Here is a 20,506-nt window from a genome sequence, read left to right on the forward strand (position 1 = left end):
GTAGCTGTGCGGCTGTGAGGAATCCCCGGTCCGTGATCTCCGCCATGAAACGGCCTGGGATCGGCCGTTTTCGGGGTGCGACTGCGCTGCCCGTCACCCCGGGGGAGGACAGGATGAGCGGCATGGACGTGGAGTGGGGTCCCGAGGCGTCGTGGGGGTCCGGCCCGCGGTTGGACGAGTTCCTCCTGGCGCGGATCGCGGAGGACGAACGGCTCGCCGCCGCGGCGCCGGCCGCCACGGGTCCCGTGCAGCCCGACGGGCACCCCTCACCGCTGGATCCCGACCGGGTGCGCGCCGACTGCGCGGCCAAGCGCCGCATCGTGCTCGCCTGCCGCGAGCTGCGGCCGGACACGCGGATCCTGGGCGCCCGGCTGGCGGGCCTCGGCGACTATCCGCCCGCCCCGCACGACCAGCACCAGCTCGCGGCGGTGACCCTCGCCCTGCTGGCGTTGCCCTACGCCGGCCATCACGACTACCGCCCCGAGTGGCGGCCGTGAGTGCTCAGCCGAGCGAGACGCCGTCCAGGTAGCGCCAGGCGCCGTCCTCGCGCACGAACCGGCTGTTCTCGTGCTGCGCCCCGGCATGCCGGTCGCGGACGTGATGGGCGCGGAACTCGACGGTGCCCTCGGCCGCCAGCAGCGAGCCGCCGCTGGTGGCGAGCACCTCGAGCCCGGTCCAGCGCACGTCGTCGTCGAGGTCCAGCCGGACCGGGCGGGTGGACGGGTGCCAGGTGGCCAGCAGGTATGCGGCATCGCCCACGGCGAAGGCGCTGTACCGGGAGCGCATGAGCTGCTCGGCGGTGGCCGCCGTGCCGCTCCCGTCGTGCAGCCGTCCGCAGCACTCGGCGTAGGGCAGGCCGGTGCCGCACGGACAGCGTCGAGGATCCACTCGCTCATGGTGTCCGATCGCCCCGCCCTTGGGAGAGTGAGCCCATGAGCCAGCCGATCAGCCGCTTCCCGATCCCCGCCCGCGACGAGCTGCCCCCCGACCTGGCCGAGCGGTTCGCCGACGTGGAGGGGCGCTCCGGGTTCCTGCCCAACATCTTCTCCGCGCTCGCCTGGCGCCCGGACGAGGCGCGGGGGTTCTTCGCCATGCACGACGCGCTGATGGACAAGGAGACGCCGGGGCTGTCCAAGGCCGACCGGGAGCTGATCGTGGTGGCGACCAGCGCCGTCAACGACTGCCTGTACTGCATCGTCGCCCACGGGGCGATCGCGCGGATCCGGGCCAAGGACCCCTACATCGCCGATCAGGTCGCCGTCGACTGGCGCAAGGCGCCGCTGTCACCCCGGATGCACGCCGTCCTCGCGGTCGCGACCCGGCTGGCCGCCGAGCCGGCGGCGGTCACCGCCGCCGACCTCGAGCAGCTGACCGCGCACGGCCTGACGGAGGACGACGTCTGGGACGTCGGGATGATCACGTCGTTCTTCGCGCTGTCCAACCGGCTGGCCCACTTCGCCGCGCTGCAGCCCAACCCGGAGTTCTTCCTGATGGGGCGGGTGCCCCGCGGGCAGTGATCGTCAGCCGCGATCGACCACGGCCTCCGGCGTCCGCACCCCGGCCTTCGGCGGCGCGGCGGCCCGGCCCGGGATGAACCAGGTGGCCGCCGCCGTCGTCAGGCAGGCGACCAGGCCGATCACCGCGATCGTCCCGTAGCCGCTGCTCCCGGGGGACGACGTCCCCGCGGGGGTCGAGGCGGCGAGGACGGTCGCCGTCAGCGCGCTGCCCACCGCGAACCCGGTGTAGCGGAAGACCTGGTTGAGGCTCATCGCGCTGCCCGTCTCGTGCTGCGGGACGGCGGAGATGATCAGTGCGGGGAACGCGGCGAAGGCCGCGCCGACCCCGAGGCCGGCGACCGCCATGAGCAGGAACAGCTCCCAGAGCTGGGTGCGCGCGACGAGGAAGAGCACGAACGCACCGCCCTGCACGAGCGCCGCGAGCGGCAGCACGATGCGCCCGCCGGCCCGGTCGGCGACGGCGCGGGCGAGCTTCCCGCCGGCGACGCTGGCCAGCGAGAACGGCAGCAGGATCAGGCCGGCCACCACGATCGACGTGCCGAAGCCCGCGTCCCCGTCGGTGGGTGCCTGCGAGAGGATCGGGATCGCGGCCAGCAGCAGGTAGTTGGTGAGCCCCACCAGCGTCGCCGCGACGTGGGCGGTGGCCGCCGTCCGGCCGCGGGCGAGCCGGAGGTCGACCAGCGGGGACGGCGTCCTGGCCTCCCACCAGATCCAGCCGGCGAGCACGAGCACGGCGCCTCCGGCCAGCCCCCAGACCCGCGGTGAACCCGCGCCCCACGCCTCGGACTCCCCGAGGGCGAGGAGCAGGCCGGCCAGCCCGGCCCCGAGCAGCACGGCCCCGACGACGTCGAGCCGGCGCGCGGGTGCTTCCGCCGAGCCCGGCAGCACGACGGCAGCGGCGACCAGTGCCAGGAAGCTGATGCCGGCACCGGTCCAGAAGGCGGCGTGCACGCCGCCGACCTCCGCGATCAGACCCGCGGTGGGGTATCCCAGGCCCAGGCCGGCGGCCACGGTCACCGACAGGGCGGCCACGGTCGACCGCGAGCGCTCACCGGCAAGCGCCGAGCGGGCGATGGCGATGGCGATCGGGGTGAGACCCAGACCGAACCCCTGCAGCGCCCGGCCCGCGATCAGCCAGCCGAGGCCGAGCGGCAGGGCGGCCAGCAGCCCGCCCAGGGTCACCAGGCCCAGGACGGTCAGCACCACGGCGCGCCGGTTCGGACCGTCCCCGAGCCGGCCGACCACGGGCGTGGCGACGGCGCCGACGAGCAGGGTGATCGTCAGCGCCCACTGCGCCTGCGGCAGCGAGGAACCGGTCGCCGACGCGATCGCCGGGACCAGCGGCGCGCCCAGGCTGCTGATCACCGCCACGACCGTGCCGATGAAGATCAGGACCGGCACGAGTGCGCGCGAGGATCGGGGGGTCACCACCGCTCCAGCCTCCCAGCGGGACGGTCAGGGACGCCGGGCCGGAGAGAGTGGCTCGCGTCACGCCCTCCGGCCCCGGCTCAGCCGGCCCGCTGCCCGCCCGACGTGGCGGGCACCGCCTCGTCCGCGTCCTCCGGCGGGTTCTCCTCGACGGTATTTGCCACGAACGTGGTGCTGGACCGCTGCGCCGGAGGGAGGGAGACCGCCGCCGGCAGGGCCATCGGGTCGGCCTTCCCCCACTCGGACTCCACCTCGGTGAGCAGCGCCTCCAGGTAGGACCGCAGCTGGGTGCGGCACGCCTGCCCGAAGGCCTTCAGGTAGGCGACCTGCTCCTGGAGCTGCTCGACGTCGCGCTCGCTGCCCGGAGCCAGCGGCGCCGGTCCCATCTTCGCCGCGGCCTCCTGCGCGGCCTGGATGATCGCGCCGGCGGTCTCGCGCGCCTCGCGGGTCATCTCCTCGTACTCGACGCGGGCGTCGTGGGTGACCTGGCGGCTGAACTCCTCGGCCTCCGCGACGTAGGCGTCCGCGGTCTGCTGCGCGCTGGACAGGATGCGCACGGCCTGCTCGCTCGGCGCTTCGGGGACCACGATCCCCTCGACCTGCGCCTGCAGCGAGCGGACCTGGTCGCGCAGCGCCGCCTTCTCCGCGTACAGGCGCCCGAGCTCCTCGGCGACCCGGGCGAGCACCCGGTCCACCTCGCTGTCGACGTAGCCGGGCCGCATCATCGAGGCGCGGGTGAACCGCACGTTGTGCAGGTCCGCCGGCGTGAGTCCCCGCTCGGTGGGTGCTGCTGGGTTCTCGGCTGGGCTCTGGTCGGTGGTCATTCGGTCACCTCTCCGTCAACACTGGGCCCCGGTCGGCTGGGGGCGAAGACCTCGCTGGAAATCCGTTGGGTGGGCACGCCGCTGCGCACCAGTCTCGACACCGTGTCCTCGACCATCACGGCCGGGCCCGCGACGCAGATCTCGCGGCTGTTCCAGGGGCCGTGGCGCTCGACGACGTCGCCGATCTCGCCGTGCTCGAGGCGGGAGATCTTGTCCTCGGAGACGGCGAAGGTCACCGTCAGCCAGGGGTGCTCCCGCTCCAGCCGCTCGAGGTCGGCGCGGTCGTAGATCTGGTCCTCGGTGCGGAAGCCGGCGAACAGGTCCACCCGGCGGGGCGGCCCCTTGCGTGCCACCGAGTCGACGAGCGCCTTGAGCGGGGCGAGGCCGAGGCCGCCGGCGACGAGCAGCAGGTCGCGGTCGGCGTCCTCGTGCAGCACCAGGTGGCCCACCGGTGGCCCCAGGCGCAGCACGTCGCCGACGCCGATGCGGCGGACGAGCGCGGAGCTGACCGGGCCGCCGTCCCGGGCCTTGACGTGGAACTCCATCAGGCCGTCGGGCCGGGGCGCGTTGGCGGGGGAGTAGTAGCGCCACAGCTTCGGCCGGACGTCGGTCTCCAACGAGACCGACTGGCCGGCCGCGTAGTCGAAGCGGGCCCGGGGCCGGATCTGCAGGACGGCGACGTCGAGGGTGCGGCGCTCGTGCCCGACGACATCGGCGTCCCACCAGGCCGGCTGCTCGGCCGCGGCCTCGGCGGCGTCGATCATCACCGTGGCGACGACGTCGTAGGCCTCCGACCAGCTCTTGGCGAGCTCGGGGGTCCACGCGTCGTCGAAGTGCTCGAGCGTGGCTAGCAGACTGGCGCCGACCGCGGGGTAGTGCGCGGCGACGGTCCCGAACTTGCGGTGGTCGCGGCCGAGCTGCTGCAGGATCGGCAGCAGCGCCTCGAGGTCGTCGACCCGGGCGATGACGTCACCCAGCGCGGCGAACAACCGATCGCGCTGGTGCGCCATCGAGACCGGGAACAGCGCCCGCGTCTCGGGATGGCTCAGGAACAGGTGCGAGTAGAAGTACAGCGGGGCTTCGTCCCCGGTCGCTGCGGCTTTGGCGAAGTTGGCCCGCATCGCGGGAATGTCCACGAGATCTCCTCGGGGGTACGGCGTCCGGCCGCACGGCAGGGCGCGGACGGTCGGCGGAGGGCGGGGGGAGCCTCAGACGCCTGCGTGTGCGGCGTGGTGTCCGGGGGACTCCTCGGTGACGAGGTCGGCCTGCCAGAGGTCGGGGCCGAACACCTCGTACTGGATGTCGCGGGCCGGCACCCCGCGGTCGATGAGGGAGCTGCGGATGGCCTGCATGAAGGGGACCGGGCCGCACAGGTAGTACATGGCGCCGTCGGGCAGCGACACCTCGTCGAGATCCATGATGCCGCCGTGCACCTCCACCGGCAGTGTGGTGTTGGCGCCGTGCTCGTACCAGACGTGTGCGGTGCCGCCCGGCAGCGAACGGACGTCGGCGAGGACCTGCCGGCGCAGCGCGAACGAGCTCTCGTCGGCGTCGGCGTGCAGCAGCAGGATCGGCAGGCGGGACCGCGCCGCCGTCAGGTGCGAGAGCATGCCGGCCATCGGCGTGATCCCGATGCCGGCGCTGGCGAAGACCACGGGACGCGAGTCGTCGAGGACCACGTCACCGAAGGGCAGCGACATGGTCAGCCGGTCGCCCACGTGCACGTGGTCGAAGAGGACGTTGGACACCTCGCCGTCCGGCTTGTCCCCACCCCGCACCCGCTTGACCGAGAACTGGCGGTGGTCGCCGTCGTCGGCCTTGGTGAGGCTGTACTGGCGGGGCTGCCGGACGCCGTCGGGCATCGGCACCTGCACGGTGACGTACTGGCCGGGCAAGGACGTCCGGACCAGGCGGTCGTCGGTCCGGCGCATCCGGAAGGTGACGACGTCGTCGGTCTCCTGGTAGCGCTCGGCGACCTCCCACTCGCGCCAGACGGTCTCCGGCCGGACCCCGCGGGCGCTGTACAGGCCGCGCTCCTGGTTGATCAGCGCGTAGGCCATCAGCCAGTAGACCTCGTCCCACGCGGCGGCCACCTCGGGCGTCACGGCGTCGCCCAGGACGTCGACGATCGCCCAGAACAGGTTGTCGTGGACGACGTCGTACTGCGCCGGGGTGATGCCCAGTGACGCGTGCTTGTGGGCGATGCGGTTGAGCAGGTGCTCCGGCAGCTGCTCGGGCACCTTCACCAGCGAACTGGCGAACACCGCCACGGAGCCCGCAAGGGCCATCTGCTGGGTCTTCTCCGCCTGGTTGCCGCGGTTGAAGGTGCCGTCGAGCAGTTCGGGGTGTTCCCCGAAGAGGTGGCCGTAGAACCGGGTGGCGATCTCCTCGATGTTGTCGGCGACCACCGGCAGGGTCGCCTCGATCACGGGTCGGGATCGATCGGAAAGCACGTGGTCTCCTTTGCCAGTCGTATGTCCCCCCGCTGGCAGCGGTCACGTTCCGCTTGTCGTTCGTTACCCGTTCTACCGCAAGGCAGGCGTGCGAATCCCGGCCCGGGCGTGTCGCCGGGAGCCGCGGGCCCCCGATCCAGGCGGTAGAACGGGCCCCGCATCCGGTCGAAGAAAGTCTTGTCGACGACCTGTCGATGGACCCCGGGCGTGCGTGTCGTAGTTGTGTGGGCCCGATCGGCGGGTCCGGACCGAAAGGGATCGAGATGACCCAGTACCTGATCCTCATCTACGAGGACGAGGCCCAGTACGCGACGGCGACGCCCGAGGTCTACGGCGAGATCATGCAGGCGCACAACGACTTTCCCGGCCGGGCCGAGCAGCACGGCGTGAAGATCCTCGGCGGCAACGCCCTGCAGTCGACGGGAACCGCCACGAGCATCCGCGGCGGCTCGGATGTCACCGACGGCCCGTTCGTGGAGACCAAGGAGGTGCTCGGCGGCTACTACCTCGTCGAGGCCCCCGACCTGGACGCCGCGCTCGCCGCGGGCAAGCTCTGCCCGGCCCGCTTCGGCGGCGTCGAGGTGCGGCCGGTCATGACCTTCGAGTGAGCGCGTGACGGACCCCTCGGCCGTCGCGGCCGCGGTCGCCGAGGCGCACCGTCGCGAGTGGGCCTTCGTGCTCGCCGCGACGGTGCGTGTCACGCGCGACCTGGACACCGCCGAGGAGTGCGCGCAGGAGGCTTTCGCGGCCGCGCTCACCGACTGGGGCCGCAACGGTGTGCCCGAGCGGCCGGGTGCCTGGTTGACGACGGCCGCCAAGCGTCGCGCGCTGAACGTCCTGCGTCATCGGGGTGTGGAGCACCGGTACCTGCCGCTGCTGGTCGAGGACGACGCCGTCCCGGGGCCGGACGAGGCGCCGGACGGCGATCAGATCCCCGACGACCGGCTGCGCTTGATCGCGACCTGCTGCCACCCCGCGCTCGACCGGACGGCGCAGGTCGCGCTGACCCTGCGGCTCATGTGCGGCCTGTCGACGGCGGAGGTCGCGCGGGCGTTCCTGGTGAGCGAGCCGACCATGGCCGCACGGATCACCCGGGCGAAGAAGAAGATCGCGGTGGCGCGGATCCCGTACCGGGTGCCGCCGGCCGCGGAGCTGCCCGAGCGGGTGGACGCCGTCCTGGCGGTCGTGCACCTGCTGTTCACGACCGGCCACACGACGCCGTCCGGCGACGAGCTGGTGCGCCGGGACCTCGTCGAGCGCTCGATGGAGCTCGCCCGGATGCTGCGCCGCCTGCTGCCCGGCGACCCGGCCGTGGCGGGGCTCCTGGCCCTGCTGCTGCTCACCGACGCCCGGCGCGAGACCCGGACGGGGCCCGACGGCCGGCTGCTGCTGATGGAGGACCAGGACCGCGCCCGCTGGGACCACCAGGCCATCGCCGAGGGGGCCGCGCTCGTCCGGGAGGCGTTGCGCGGGCGCCCGCCGGGCCGCTACGCGTTGCAGGCGGCGATCGCCGCCGTGCACGCCGAGGCGCCCTCGTGGAACGACACCGACTGGCGGGAGATCGCCGCGCTCTACGGCCTACTGGCGCAGCTGTGGCCCTCGCCCGTGGTGGCGCTGAACCGGGCGGTCGCGATCGGGTTCGCCTGCGGCGCGGACGCCGGGCTGGCCGCGGTGGACGCTCTGGCCGGCGACCGGCAGCTGGCCGGATACGGCTACCTGCCCGCGGCCCGGGCCGACTTCCTGCGCCGGCTGGGCCGGGTCGACGAGGCGCGGACGGCGTACACCGAGGCGCTGGTCCTCACCGAGAACTCGGTGGAACGCGACTTCCTGATGAGTCGGCTGCAGGGCCTCGGACCGGCCTGAGGCCGGTCAACTCCGGCTCTCGTGCCGGCGGAGGCGGGCGAGCAGGTCGCCGAAGAGCAGCCGGGTGTCGACGTCGGTGTAGATCCGGCGGACGCCCCCGTCCGGGCCTGCCGACTCCGTCCACGTGCTCGACTCGTCGCTCAGCGCGGTGACCAGCACCGGTGGACTGTCGCCCAGCGGCCAGACCCCGCCGAGCCGGATCCAGTCCGGCAGCGGCAGCTCGAGGAACCGGGTCCACAGCCACCTGCCGAGCCGGCCGCTGCCGGCGACGTCCTGCTCGAGCTCGGCGACCGAGTAGGCGCAGCGCCGGTAGGTCTCGAGCGGGAACTGCCAGACGTCGAGATCCGGACGGCCGAGGACGAGGTCGGCGGCCGCCGGGTCGGTGTCCCGGTTGTACTCGGGCGTTCCCGCCGTCAGGGCACCGCCCACCCAGACCAGGGTCAGGCGTTCGGCGATGTCGGGCGCGTCCTCGAGCGCGGCCGCGACGTTGGTCAGCGGGCCCGCGCAGACCAGGAACAGTGGCCGGTCGTCGTCCCGGCGCGCCTCGGCGACGATCGCGGCGGACGCCGCCGTCGTGCCGCCGCGGGCCCGCTCGGCGCCGGAGTGCACCAGCGGGCGGGCCGGGCCGCCGACGAGGTCGATCAGTTCCTGCGCCATCAGCGCCCCGCGCGCCGCGGTCGCGTCCGACTCGCCGAACACGGGATTGAGGAAGGAGCTGGTGACGGCGACGACGCGGTTGGTCGGGGAGAGCAGGTGGTGGGCGAGCGCGACCAGCCCGTCCGGGTCGCCGGCCCAGTCGTTGTCGACGATCACCCGGCACTGCTCGGCGAGACGGAGCCGTCCTTCGGTGGCCATCCGGACACCCTGCACCGCCCGGTGGCCCGGCCGGGGCGCCCGTGCCAATGGCCGGCACGGCCGCGTCCGGGTCAGCGCAGGGCGAGGAGGGCCCCGAGCGCGAAGCCGGCGGCGAGCAGCCAGACGAGCGTGGGACCGGATGCGAGCAGCCGCTGGAGCGGCGTCATGACGCGAACACCTTCCCGTCCCGGACGGTGACCGCCACCGTCGGCAGCGGACGGGTGGCCGGGCCCTGCCGGACCGCCCCGGTGGTCGCGTCGAAGCTGCTGCCGTGGCACGGGCAGTCGATGGTGCCGTCGGCCACCGCATTCACCGTGCACCCCTGGTGGGTGCAGACGGCGGAGAACGCGCGCACGGCGTCCGCAGTGGGTCGGGTGACCACGACCTTCTCCTGCCGGAGGACGACGCCGCCGCCCACGGGCACCGCGTCGACGGCCACCAGCGTGCGGCTGCCGTCCTGCGTCGCCGGTCCGTACGCGTTGGCCACGGTCTCTCCTCGCGGCGGGCGGGCGGCGCTGCTGCCGCGGACGGCCAGGTAGCCGCCGGCCGCCCCGACCAGGGCGACCAGCGCCCCTCGCAGCGCGCTCCGCCGGGTCAGCCTCCTCACCACAGCGGCACGCCGGAGCGCGTGAAGAACCACGCCGCGGACGTCGTCCAGACCAGCAGGAACAGGGCGAACACCGACCCCCCGAGCACCGGCACCGTCCACGACGGCAGCCGGCGCACCCGCAGGCCGAGCATCTTCGCGGTGTACGCGCCGTAGAACGCGCATCCCAGCAGGCCGTGCGCCAGCACCCGCGGTGTCGTGGTGACGAACCCCAGCGACCAGACGCAGTGCACCGCCACCGGAAGGCTCAGCGTGAAGGCCACGCTGCCGCTCCAGCGGTGCGCGCCGCCCAGCCAGGCCGGCGGAGAGCCGGCGCCGGGCAGACGTCGCCACATCCAGAGCGCGGTCACGACCTGCACGACGACCAGGACCATCGCCGCGGTGGCCAGCCACGACTTGAGCTGAAGCATCCCCGAGAACCCGAGCAGGAAGAGCGGCCGTGCCGCGGGCCGGTGCACCCGGGCGTAGACGCCCACCGTCACGGCGACCGCGGCCCCGGCGAGCAGGAGCAGGGCGAGCGCCGTCCGGTTGCGCGGGGGAGCGACGGCCGGCTTCGCGACCATGGCCTGAGTCTCCTGACACGGGCGGGCGCACGACGGGAGGGGCCGAAGCTAGCACCGCGGCCACGTCACTCCCAGCCCCTTGCCAGCGGGCCCGGTGTGACTGGCAGGCTCACCTCGCACCGCCCGTGGCTGTCGACAGGGCCGGAGGCGGGCCGGGCCGGGCGCCGCCGCGCTGACCGGGCTGGTTGACTTCCCGCCGTGCATCTCGGCATCGACAGCTTCGTCTCCGCCGTCACCGACCCGCGGTCCGGCCGGGTCATCGGAGCGGAGGAGCGCATGGCGCACCTGCTGGAGGAGATCGCCCTCGCCGACCGGGTGGGGCTGCACTCCTTCGGAATCGGTGAGCACCACCGACCCGAGTACTACGACTCGGCGCCGCCGGTCATACTCGCCGCCGCCGCGGCACGGACGACGCGGATCCGGCTGGGCAGCGCGGTCGCGGTGCTCAGCGCGGCCGATCCGGTCCGGGTGTTCCAGCAGTTCGCCACCCTCGACCTGATCTCGAAGGGGCGCATCGACCTGGTGGTCGGGCGGGGGTCGTTCACCGAGGCGTTCCCGCTGTTCGGGCTGAGCCTGGCCGATTACGACGAGCTGTTCGAGGAGAAGCTCGACCTGCTGCTGCGCATCCGGGAGTCCGAGCACGTCACCTGGCGTGGCCGGCACCGTCCGGCGCTCACCGGCCAGGGTGTCTACCCGCGCCCGCTGCAGGACCCCCTGCCGATCTGGGTCGGCGTCGGCGGCACGCCGGAGTCCTTCGTGCGGGCCGGTCTGCTCGGGCTGCCGCTGATGGTGGCGATCATCGGGGGCGAGCCGCGCCAGTTCGCACCGCTGGTCGACCTGTACCGCCGGGCCGGCGCCCAGGCGGGGCACCCGGCCGACGCGCTGAAGGTCGGGCTGCACGTGTTCGGCTTCGTCGCCGAGAGCACGCAGGCGGCGGCCGACACGATCTACCCCGGCTGGCACGAGATGTTCGCGAGGGTGAGCCGCGAGCGGGGGTTCGCCCCGCCGTCGCGGGCGCAGTTCGACGCCACCAGCGGGCCGGACGGCGCCTTCTTCATGGGCGACCCGGACACGGTCGCGGCCAAGCTCGTGCGGGTGTCGGAGCAGCTGGGCGGGGTCCACCGCATCTCGCTGCAGATGACCAACCCGCGGCTGGCGCACGACGACCTGCTGCGGGGCATCGAACTGCTGGGCACCGAGGTCGCGCCGCGCGTGGCCACCTCGTGATCGGCAGGGGCTTGTTCGTGATGCCGCTCGTCGGGCATACCTGACCTGTGCACGGCCCCGACGCTCACGGCAGGCCCCTCCTGGGCCTGCTGCTCGCCCTGCTCGCGGCGGTGCTGTTCGCGGTGGGCGCGGTGCTGCAGCACGAGGCCGCGGAGCGCAGCAAGACACCCACCGGGCTGAGCCTGCGGCTGATGATCCGGCGCAAGCGCTGGATGTTCGGCCAGGCGGCGACCCTCTGCGGCACCGGGACCCAGGTGGGCGCCCTCGCCGTCGCGCCGGTCGCGGTCGTGCAGCCGGTGCTCGCCGTCGGCCTCGTCGTGGCGCTCGGTCTGCGTGCCATTCGCACCCGCCAGGCGCCGCTGCGGCTGGAGCTGTTCGGCGCCGCGCTGACCACCGGCGGGCTGGCCGTGTTCCTGGTGGCCGCACAGCCGGCGAAGGGCATCCACACCGCGCCGCCGTCCTCGATCGAGGTGATCGCCGCCGTCGTGCTCTCCATCCTCCTCGTCGCCGGGGCGACGCTGCTGGGGCACGGCGCCCACGGTGCGCTGGCCTGCGGCACGGCCGCCGGGATCGCGGCCGGCATCGGTGCCGTCCTGATCTCCGTCGGCGTCCGCAGCCTGCAGGAAGGAGGCTGGGTGCACGCCTTCGCGGGTGTCGCCGTGTGGGGCGCGATCCTCGTGGCGGTGGTGGCGATCGTCGGCGGCCAGCAGGCGTATGCCCGGGGATCACTCGCGTGGTCGTTGCCGGCGCTGATCCTGATGGACCCGCTCGCCGCGATCCCGGCCGCGAAGTGGCTGCTCGGCGAGCGCCTCGAGCCCGGGCACGCCACGGTGTGGGTGCCCGCGGCCATCATCGCGGCGATCGGTGTCGTCCTCCTGGCCCGCACCGGCGAGCCGCACGGCACCGCCGAGACCCGGCCCCCCGAGCCCCGGCCCCCGCTGGCCGAGCCCGGCGCCGCCTGATCAGGCGGGGCGGCCGCGGCCCTCGCGCAGCAGCCTGATGAGCGCGTTCGTCGAGGAGTCGGAGTCGTACTCGGGCGCCGACTCGCTCTGCAGCTTCGGGGCGAGCTGGTTGGCCATCACCTTGCCGAGCTCCACCCCCCACTGGTCGAAGGAGTTGATCCCCCAGATCACGCCCTGGGTGAAGACGCGGTGCTCGTAGGCGGCCACCAGCTGGCCGAGCGTGTGGGGGGTCAGCTTGGGCGCGACGATCGCGTTGGACGGGTGGTTGCCCGGCATCACCTTGTGCGGGACGACGTCGGCCTTCGTCCCGTCCTCGGCCACCTCCTCGGCCGTCTTCCCGAAGGCCAGCGCGCGCGGCTGGGCGAGGAAGTTGGCCAGGAACAGGTCGTGCATGCCGTCGAGGTCGTGGTGGGGCTGGGCGAAGGCGAGGAAGTCGGCCGGCACGAGCAGCGTGCCCTGGTGCAGCAGCTGATAGAAGGCGTGCTGCCCGTTGGTGCCCGGCTCGCCCCAGACGATCTCCCCGGTGTGCACGTCGACGGGCGTGCCGTCCCGGCTCACCGACTTGCCGTTGGACTCCATGCAGAGCTGCTGCAGGTAGGCGGGGAAGCGCGACAGGTACTGGGAGTAGGGGAGCACTGCCTGGGTCTGGGCGCCGAAGAAGTCGACGTACCAGAGCGAGATCAGGCCGAGCAGGGCCGGCAGGTTCTCCTCGTAGGGGGCGGTGCGGAAGTGCTCGTCGATGGTGTGGAAGCCGTCGAGCATGTCGCGGTAGTGGTCGGCGCCGATCGCGACCATGACGGAGAGCCCGATGGCCGAGGTGAACGAGTAGCGGCCGCCGACCCAGTCCCAGAAGCCGAACATGTTCGCCGTGTCGATGCCGAAGGCGGCGACCTTCTCGGCGTTGGTGGAGACGGCGACGAAGTGCTTGGCGACGGCGCTCTCGTCGCCGCCGAGCCCGTCGAGCAGCCACCGGCGGGCCTCGGTGGCGTTGGTCAGTGTCTCCTGGGTGGTGAACGTCTTCGACGCGACGACGAACAGGGTGCTCGCCGGGTCGAGGTCGCGGGTGGCCTCGGCGAGGTCGGTCGGGTCGATGTTGGAGACGAACCGACAGGTCAGTGACCGGTCGGAGTAGTCGCGCAGCGCCAGGTAGGCCATCGCGGGCCCGAGGTCCGAGCCGCCGATGCCGATGTTCACGACCGCCGTGATGCGCTCGCCGGTGTGCCCGGTCCACGCGCCGCTCCGGATGCGGTGCGCGAAGTCGGCCATCCGGTCGAGCACCTCGTGGACGTCGTGCCGCACGTCCTGCCCGTCGACCACCAGGCCGCTGGTGGCGGGGTCGCGCAGGGCCACGTGCAGGACGGCGCGATCCTCCGCGGTGTTGATGTGCTCCCCGGAGAACATCGCCTCCGTGCGCTCGCGCAGGCCGGCCTTCTCCGCCAGCGCCACCAGCAGCCGGATGGTCTCGCGGGTCAGCCGGTTCTTGGAGTAGTCGAGGTAGAGGTCACCGGCGCGGACGCTGAGCTCCTCGCCGCGCGCCGGGTCCTCGGCGAACAGTTCGCGGAGGTGGCGGTCGCGCACCTCTCGGTGGTGTTCGGCCAGTGCCTGCCACTCCGCGCTGTCGCTGATACCCACGCCGATTCCTCCTGCTCGCTGCCGGTCGGTGCCAGCCTCTCGCAGGACGCCGCTACGGACGACTCCGGGGGCTGGTCAGGCGGCGACGGTGCGGCCGGCGCTGGTCACCACGGTCGTGTCCAGGCTGCGGCGGGCCACCACCAGCAGGTCGCCGTTCGCGAGCTCGCGCCACCCGCTGCCCCAGCCGCTCGAGCCGACCACGACCGCGTCGGGGGCGACCCGGTAGCGCAGGCGGTAGTAGTCGGGGTCGTCGTCCTCCCACCGGCCGGCCGGGTCGTAGCGGCAGAACGCGTAGAGGTTCTCCGGGGTCAGCAGCAGGCAGTTGAGGCTGGTGAACGCAGCGAGCGCGGCGATCCGGTCGGCCGTCGTCCGCAGGGCCTCCTCCGGCGCCGCTCCGTCACGCAGCAACTGGGCGACGGCGAGGAAGTAGCGCTCGCTGTCCGTCGTCCCCTGCCGGCGGCGCTGTGCGCGGTCGGTCAGCAGCCGGTCGAGGGCGGCCGGCGGCGTGATCGAGCCGTTGTGCGCGAACGCCACGCGCCCGTCGGTGAAGGGGTGGGTGTTGTCCCGGCCGACACCGAGGCCCAGGGTCGCCCATCGCAGGTGTGCGATGCCCAGGTCGCTGCGCCGTCCGGCCTCGCGGGCGAACCGGGCGCTCGTCCGCGCCGCGTCCGGGCGCCTGCGCACCGCGACCCCGCGCCGGGTGCCGCGGGCGACGCCCCAGCCGTCGCCGTGCTTCGCGGACAGCTCGGCGAAGTCCACGAGGTCGGCTCCGAGCAGGTCACGGAGCGTCGTGGGCACGCGGGTGGCCCAGCCCAGGAGACGGCACATGGGGGGCCCTTCCTTCCTCGGATCGCGGTCGGTCCGCCCCACGATGGAGGTTGTCCTGCGGCAAGCCGGGGACCTCCGGAGGGGGCGCGTACCGCCCGTCGCACCCGTCCCGGGAGCCCGCGTCGTCCACCCCCGTTTGACGGCCTCACCGCAGCACGGGAAAGCTCCCGATGGGGGAGCGACCGCGCTCCCGGGGGAAGAGGTGCGCAGGTGTTCAGCCGGATCGCAGTCGTCAACCGCGGTGAGCCCGCCATGCGCCTGACCCGAGCGGTGCGCGAGCTCAACGCGGAGCACGGATACGGCATCCGGGTGATCGCTCTGCACACCGAGTCCGAGCGCCGGGCGACGTTCGTGCGCGCCGCCGACGAGGCCGTCGTCCTCCGCGAGACCGGTGCCGGCAACCCCTACCTCGACCACGAGGAGCTGGGGCGGGCGCTGCGCGAGAGCCGGGCGGACGCCGCCTGGGTCGGCTGGGGCTTCGTGGCCGAGGACCCGGCGTTCGCCGAACTCTGCGCCTCGCTCGGCGTCACGTTCATCGGCCCGTCGCCCGAGGCCATGCGCCTGCTCGGCGCCAAGATCGAGGCGAAGGTGCTCGCCGAGCGGACCGGTGTCCCGGTGGCGCCGTGGAGCGGCGGCCCCGTGGAGGGCGTCGAGGACGGACGACGGCACGCGGCGGAGATCGGCTACCCGCTGATCGTCAAGTCCCGCAGCGGCGGTGGCGGCCGCGGCATCCGCATCGTGCGGGACGAGTCGGAACTGGAGGAGGCGCTCACCCGCACGACGGTCGAGGCCGAGCGGACCTTCGGTGACCCCACCATCTTCATGGAGCGGCTGGTCGAGGGCGGCCGGCACGTCGAGGTGCAGGTGATCGCCGACCAGCACGGCAACGTCTGGGCGCCCGGCGTGCGCGACTGCTCGGTGCAGCGGCGCAACCAGAAGGTGATCGAGGAGTCGAGCTCGCCGGCGCTGACGCCCGAGCAGTCAACGTCGCTGCGCGAGTCGTCGATGGCCCTGGTCAAGGCGGCCGGCTACGTGGGCGCCGGCACGGTGGAGTTCCTGTACCAGCCCGAGGAGAAGCTGTTCACCTTCCTCGAGGTCAACACCCGCCTGCAGGTCGAGCACCCCGTGACCGAGGAGACGACGGGTCTCGACATCGTCAAGCTCCAGCTGCACGTGGCCTCCGGCGGCCGGCTCGAGGGGGAGCCGCCGCGGGAGTTCGGGCACGCGGTCGAGGCGCGGCTCAACGCGGAGGACGCCGAGCAGGGCTTCGCCCCCGCACCGGGACAGGTCCAGCTGCTCCGGTTCCCCACCGGGCCGGGCGTCCGCGTCGACACGGGGATGAGCGTCGGCGACGTCATCCCGCCCGCCTACGACTCGATGGTCGCCAAGATCATCGCCTGGGGTCACGACCGGCCGGAGGCGCTGGCCCGGCTCCGCGTGGCCCTGCGCGACACGACCGTCGTCCTGCGTGGCGGGACGACGACCAAGACGTTCCTGCTCGACCTGCTCGACCGCCCGGAGGTGGTGGCCGGCACCGCCGACACCGGCTGGCTGGACCGCACCGGGACGGCGGGCACGACCGAGCCCGCGCCCTCGGCCTACGCCGCGCTCGTGCAGGTGGCCATCGACGCCGCCGACGCCGAGGAGTCCGTCGAGCGGGCCGCCTTCCTCGCCTCGGCCCGCGGCGGCCGCCCCCGCGCGCGGCACGAGGTCGGCCGCACGCTGGAGCTGGGCTACCGGGGCCAGGTGTACCGGCTGACCGTCACGAAGATCGGCCGGGACCGCTACCGCGTCGAGCTGGACGGCCGCTACGCCGACGTCGACGTGGACCGGCTCAACGCGCTGGAGAGCCGGCTGCGGGTGGGTGACCACCGCTTCGCCGTCGTCTCGGTGGAGGCCGTCGGCTCGCACCTGGTCGAGGTCGACGGCGTGAGCCACCGCGTCACCCGTGACGCCGGGGGTGTCGTGCGCGCCCCGGCTCCCTCGGTCGTCGTCGCGATCCGGGCCGAGGTGGGCCAGGAGGTCGAGGCCGGCCAGACGATCGCCGTCCTGGAGAGCATGAAGATGGAGACGGCGGTCCGCGCGCCGTTCGCCGGCCGGGTCCGCGAGATCCTGGCCGCGGCCAACTCCCAGGTCGACGCGGGCGCACCGCTGCTGAACCTCGAGCAGGTCGGCGGGGACGTCGAGGAGGCGTCCGGGGAACGGGTCGAGCTGCCGGACGTCGAGGTGCGCAACGGTGGCCACCGCGACCGGGCGTTGTCCCTGCTCGCGGCGCTCCAGGCGCTGATCACCGGCTACGACGTCAGCGGCCGCTACGCCTCCGAGCTGGTCGCCGAGTACGACGCTGCCCGCAACGAGCTGCCGAACGACGACCCCGAGTTGCTGCGCGGCGAGCTGACGGTCCTCACCACGTTCGCCGACCTGAGCGAGCTCTCCCGCAACCGCCCGTCGGGCAGCGAGGAGGAGGCCGACCAGCAGGTCCACAGTCCCCGCGAGTTCTTCCACGCCTACCTGCACTCCCTGGACGTCGACCGCGAGGGGCTGCCCGAGAGCTTCCGGGGACGGCTCGCCCGCGCGCTGCTGCACTACGACGTTCGGGACCTCGAGCCCGGCCCGGCGCTCGAGGAGGCCGTGTACCGGCTCTATCTCGCCCAGCAGCGCGTCGCCGACCAGCTGCCCGCCGTGCAGGCGTTGCTCGAGCGGTGGCTGCAGGCCGACCCGCCGGTGGCGCCCGCCCGCGCGGAGGTCGCTGACCTGCTCGACCGGCTCGTCGTCGCCACCCAGCTGCGCTACCCGGCCGTCGGGGATCTGGCGCGGGCGGTGCGCTACCGCTACTTCGAGGAGCCGGTGGTCCGGGCGAACCGGGAGGTCATCCTCGACCAGGCTTCCGGCCTGCTGGCCGAGCTCGAGGCCACCGGGGTCAGCAGCGACGACGACGAGGCGATGCGCCGGGTCGAGGCGCTGGTGGAGAGCCCGGAGCCGCTGATCCGCCTGCTCGCCCAGCGGGCGGAGCGGGAGGCCACCATCCCCGACCCGATCCTGGAGGTGCTGACCCGCCGCTACTACCGCAGTCGCGACCTGCAGAACGTGCACGCGGAGATGTTCGCCGGCCGCTCTGCCGTGTTCGCCGACTACGACCTGCGCGGGCTGCGGCTGCACCTGCTCGCCTGGATGGGGCCGGTCCGGGACCTGGCCGCAGCCCTGGCCGAGGTGGCGCGGCGTTCGGCCGACGTCCTCGAGCCGAACACCCGGCTGCTGGACCTCTACGTCTCCTGGCCCGACCGGCCGACGGACGCCGACGAGTTGGCCGTGCGCCTGCACGAGATGCTCACTCCGCTCGAGTCGCTGGCCGCGATGCGCCGGGTCACCGTGACCGTCTGCGCCGAGGGCCGCGACGTGGAGACCGTCACCTTCCGTGCCTCACCGGACGGGCTGGCCGAGGACCGGATCATCCGCGGCATGCACCCGCTGACCGCGCAGCGGCTCAACCTCTGGCGGCTGAAGAACTTCGACGGCGAGCGGGCGCCCGCGGCCGAGGACACCTACCTGTTCCACCTGACGGCCAAGGACAACCCGAACGACGAGCGCTTCATCGCGATGGCCGAGGTGCGCGACCTCGCGCCGCTGCGCGACGACGCCGGGGAGATCGTCGGGTACCCGACCGTCGAGCGGCAGCTCACCGCCTGCCTGGACAGCCTTCGACGGGCGCAGTCGAGACGGCGCTCGCGCCGGCCGCTGGAACACAACCGTGTGTTCCTGTACGCCTGGCCCTCGATCGAGGTGCCGCTGTCGGACGTCGCCACGTTCGCCCTCAACGTGGCTCCGCTGACGGTCGGCGCCGGGATCGACCAGATCATGCTGCTCGCCCGGCTGCAGGAGGCCGGCCAGCAGCCGCGGGAGGTGGCGATCCGCTTCTCCAACCGACCGGGCACCGGCGTGCAGCTGCAGGTGACCGACCGGCCGACCGAGCCGCTGGCGCCGCTCGACGAGTACACGGAGAAGGTGCTCAGCTCCCGGGCCCGCGGCGCCGTCTACCCCTACGAGCTGGCGCCGGTCCTGGCCGGTCCCGGCGGGTCGTTCGTGGAGCACGACCTCGACGAGTCCGGCCGGCTGGTGCCGGTGGACCGGCCGGCCGGACAGAACCGGGCCGGGATCATCGCCGGCCTGGTGACGACGCCGACCCGGCGCTACCCCGAGGGCATGACCCGCGTGGCGCTCTTCGGCGACCCGACCAAGGCGCTGGGCACGGTCGCCGAGGCGGAGTGCGCGCGGGTGATCGCCGCGCTCGACCTCGCCGAGGAACGCGGCATCCCGGTCGAGTGGTTCGCGCTGTCCTCCGGGGCCACCATCTCGATGCACAGCGGCACCGAGAACATGGACTGGGTGGCCCGGGCCTTGCGCCGCATCATCGACTTCACCCAGGGCGGCGGTGAGATCAACGTCGTCGTGGCCGGCATCAACGTGGGCGCCCAGCCGTACTGGAACGCCGAGGCGACGATGCTGATGCACACCAAGGGCATCCTCGTGATGACGCCGGACAGCGCGATGGTGCTCACCGGCAAGCACTCGCTGGACTACGCGGGCGGGGTGTCGGCCGAGGACAACTTCGGCATCGGCGGCTACGACCGGATCATGGGTCCGAACGGCCAGGCGCAGTACTGGGCGCCGGACCTGCTGGCCGCCGGCGAGCTGCTGCTGACGCACTACGAGCACAGCTACATCGCGCCCGGCGAGCGCCGGCCACGGTCGGCCGACACCACTGACCCGCGGGACCGCGACGTCCAGGCGTTCCCGCACGTGCACCCGGCCAGCGACTTCACCACCGTCGGAGACATCTTCTCGGCGACCGCCAATCCGGAGCGCAAGAAGGCCTTCGACATCCGCACGGTCATGCGGGCGGTGTCCGATCAGGACCATCCGGTGCTCGAGCGGTGGGCCGGCATGGCCGACGCCGACACGTCCGTCGTCTACGACGCGCACCTCGGCGGCCACCCGGTGACCGTCATCGGCATCGAGTCCCGGCCGATCCCGCGGCGCGGGACGTTCCCGGCCGACGGCCCCGACCTGTGGACGGCGGGGACGCTGTTCCCGCGCTCGTCGAAGAAGACCGCGCGCGCGATCAACGCGGCGAGCGGCAACCGGCCGCTCGTGGTGCTGGCTAACCTGTCGGGCTTCGACGGGTCGCCGGAGTCGCTGCGCCAGCTGCAGCTGGAGTACGGCGCGGAGATCGGCCGGGCCATCGTGAACTTCGACGGCCCGATCGTGTTCTGCCTGATCTCCCGCTACCACGGCGGTGCGTTCGTCGTCTTCTCCGGCGTGCTCAACGACAACATGCAGGTGCTGGCCGTGGAGGGGTCCTACGCCTCGGTGCTGGGCGGAGCTCCCGCGGCCGCCGTCGTGTTCACGCGCGAGGTCGACAAGCGGACGGCGGCCGACGCCCGCATTCACGAGCTGGAGGCCGCGGCGGCTGCCGCCGAGGGCGTCGACCAGGCGCAGCTGCGGGCGGAGCTGGCGACGCTGCGGGCCGCCGTCCGCTCGGAGAAGCTGGGCGAGGTCGCGGCGGAGTTCGAGGCCATCCACGACATCGAGCGGGCCCGCCGGGTCGGGTCGGTGCACGACATCGTGCCGGCCGCCGAGCTGCGACCGCGGCTCATCGCCGCGGTGGAGATGGGGATGTCGCGCGCAGGCGGCTGACCACTCTCTGGACCCTGTCAAGGGCCTGCCCGGGACTGTGGACAGGCCGCTGA

Annotated in this window: 17 protein-coding genes; 7 read left to right on the forward strand and 10 right to left on the reverse strand. The window is 73.4% G+C overall.

The features are described 5' to 3' along the window. The first annotated feature begins 113 nt into the window (after positions 1 to 113). A complete protein-coding gene (locus AC2H4J_RS06280) occupies positions 114 to 497 on the forward strand; it encodes a DUF6221 family protein (protein ID WP_487463990.1) in 384 nt (127 codons plus the stop codon). A 4-nt stretch (positions 498 to 501) separates the two neighbouring features. Here AC2H4J_RS06280 and AC2H4J_RS06285 read toward each other — a convergent pair whose 3' ends face one another. Next, positions 502 to 888, reverse strand: a complete 387-nt coding sequence (locus AC2H4J_RS06285) for a YchJ family protein (protein ID WP_487463991.1) — start codon at positions 886 to 888, stop codon at positions 502 to 504. Positions 889 to 932: 44 nt separating this feature from the next. Here AC2H4J_RS06285 and AC2H4J_RS06290 point away from each other — a divergent pair, with 44 nt between their 5' ends. After that, entirely contained in the window at positions 933 to 1,517 is a 585-nt protein-coding gene (locus tag AC2H4J_RS06290; RefSeq protein WP_487463992.1) for a peroxidase-related enzyme, read from the forward strand. A gap of 3 nt (positions 1,518 to 1,520) precedes the next feature. Here AC2H4J_RS06290 and AC2H4J_RS06295 read toward each other — a convergent pair whose 3' ends face one another. The 4 genes from AC2H4J_RS06295 to AC2H4J_RS06310 form a co-directional block, all read right to left on the reverse strand. Beyond that, a complete protein-coding gene (locus AC2H4J_RS06295) occupies positions 1,521 to 2,945 on the reverse strand; it encodes an MFS transporter (protein WP_487463993.1) in 1,425 nt (474 codons plus the stop codon). 80 nt (positions 2,946 to 3,025) lie between these two features. After that, positions 3,026 to 3,769 carry a DivIVA domain-containing protein gene (locus tag AC2H4J_RS06300; protein ID WP_487463994.1) on the reverse strand — a complete coding sequence of 248 codons (744 nt, stop codon included), beginning with the start codon at positions 3,767 to 3,769 and terminating at the stop codon, positions 3,026 to 3,028. Then, positions 3,766 to 4,905 (reverse strand): globin domain-containing protein, encoded by a 1,140-nt coding sequence (locus AC2H4J_RS06305; RefSeq protein ID WP_487463995.1) that lies wholly within the window; start codon positions 4,903 to 4,905, stop codon positions 3,766 to 3,768. Before AC2H4J_RS06305 ends, AC2H4J_RS06300 begins: the two co-directional genes overlap by 4 nt. A 72-nt stretch (positions 4,906 to 4,977) precedes the next feature. Further along, a complete protein-coding gene (locus AC2H4J_RS06310) occupies positions 4,978 to 6,222 on the reverse strand; it encodes a globin domain-containing protein (RefSeq protein WP_487463996.1) in 1,245 nt (414 codons plus the stop codon). 263 nt (positions 6,223 to 6,485) lie between these two features. Here AC2H4J_RS06310 and AC2H4J_RS06315 point away from each other — a divergent pair, with 263 nt between their 5' ends. Next, positions 6,486 to 6,830 carry a YciI family protein gene (locus AC2H4J_RS06315; RefSeq protein ID WP_487463997.1) on the forward strand — a complete coding sequence of 115 codons (345 nt, stop codon included), beginning with the start codon at positions 6,486 to 6,488 and terminating at the stop codon, positions 6,828 to 6,830. A 4-nt stretch (positions 6,831 to 6,834) separates the two neighbouring features. Continuing rightward, positions 6,835 to 8,085 (forward strand): RNA polymerase sigma factor, encoded by a 1,251-nt coding sequence (locus AC2H4J_RS06320; protein WP_487463998.1) that lies wholly within the window; start codon positions 6,835 to 6,837, stop codon positions 8,083 to 8,085. A 6-nt stretch (positions 8,086 to 8,091) separates the two neighbouring features. Here the strand turns inward: AC2H4J_RS06320 and AC2H4J_RS06325 are convergent, their stop codons facing one another. The 3 genes from AC2H4J_RS06325 to AC2H4J_RS06335 form a co-directional block, all read right to left on the reverse strand. Further along, entirely contained in the window at positions 8,092 to 8,940 is an 849-nt protein-coding gene (locus AC2H4J_RS06325) for a nucleoside hydrolase (protein ID WP_487463999.1), read from the reverse strand. A 163-nt stretch (positions 8,941 to 9,103) separates the two neighbouring features. Beyond that, positions 9,104 to 9,547: a QcrA and Rieske domain-containing protein gene (locus AC2H4J_RS06330; protein WP_487464000.1), complete on the reverse strand. Its 444-nt coding sequence runs from the start codon at positions 9,545 to 9,547 to the stop codon at positions 9,104 to 9,106. Further along, a complete protein-coding gene (locus AC2H4J_RS06335) occupies positions 9,544 to 10,110 on the reverse strand; it encodes a DUF6529 family protein (RefSeq protein ID WP_487464001.1) in 567 nt (188 codons plus the stop codon). The genes AC2H4J_RS06330 and AC2H4J_RS06335 overlap by 4 nt, the downstream gene beginning before the upstream one ends. A gap of 198 nt (positions 10,111 to 10,308) precedes the next feature. Here AC2H4J_RS06335 and AC2H4J_RS06340 point away from each other — a divergent pair, with 198 nt between their 5' ends. Together AC2H4J_RS06340 and AC2H4J_RS06345 are read left to right on the forward strand one after the other, a co-directional pair. Then, positions 10,309 to 11,337, forward strand: a complete 1,029-nt coding sequence (locus AC2H4J_RS06340; RefSeq protein ID WP_487464002.1) for an Atu2307/SP_0267 family LLM class monooxygenase — start codon at positions 10,309 to 10,311, stop codon at positions 11,335 to 11,337. A 47-nt stretch (positions 11,338 to 11,384) separates the two neighbouring features. Continuing rightward, positions 11,385 to 12,299, forward strand: a complete 915-nt coding sequence (locus tag AC2H4J_RS06345; protein ID WP_487464003.1) for a DMT family transporter — start codon at positions 11,385 to 11,387, stop codon at positions 12,297 to 12,299. On the opposite strand, the gene pgi is transcribed toward AC2H4J_RS06345, so the two are convergent. After that, complete coding sequence (gene pgi, locus AC2H4J_RS06350) at positions 12,300 to 13,931, reverse strand: glucose-6-phosphate isomerase (RefSeq protein ID WP_487464004.1); 1,632 nt, start codon at positions 13,929 to 13,931, stop codon at positions 12,300 to 12,302. It lies immediately after the preceding gene. 75 nt (positions 13,932 to 14,006) lie between these two features. After that, a complete protein-coding gene (locus AC2H4J_RS06355) occupies positions 14,007 to 14,759 on the reverse strand; it encodes a class II glutamine amidotransferase (protein WP_487464005.1) in 753 nt (250 codons plus the stop codon). 210 nt (positions 14,760 to 14,969) lie between these two features. On the opposite strand from AC2H4J_RS06355, the gene AC2H4J_RS06360 reads away from it, so the two are divergent. Continuing rightward, positions 14,970 to 20,453, forward strand: coding sequence for an ATP-binding protein (locus tag AC2H4J_RS06360; RefSeq protein WP_487464006.1), 5,484 nt, complete (start codon positions 14,970 to 14,972; stop codon positions 20,451 to 20,453). The last annotated feature ends 53 nt before the right edge of the window (positions 20,454 to 20,506 follow it).

It is taken from the genome of Blastococcus sp. OS1-29, from assembly GCF_057628075.1.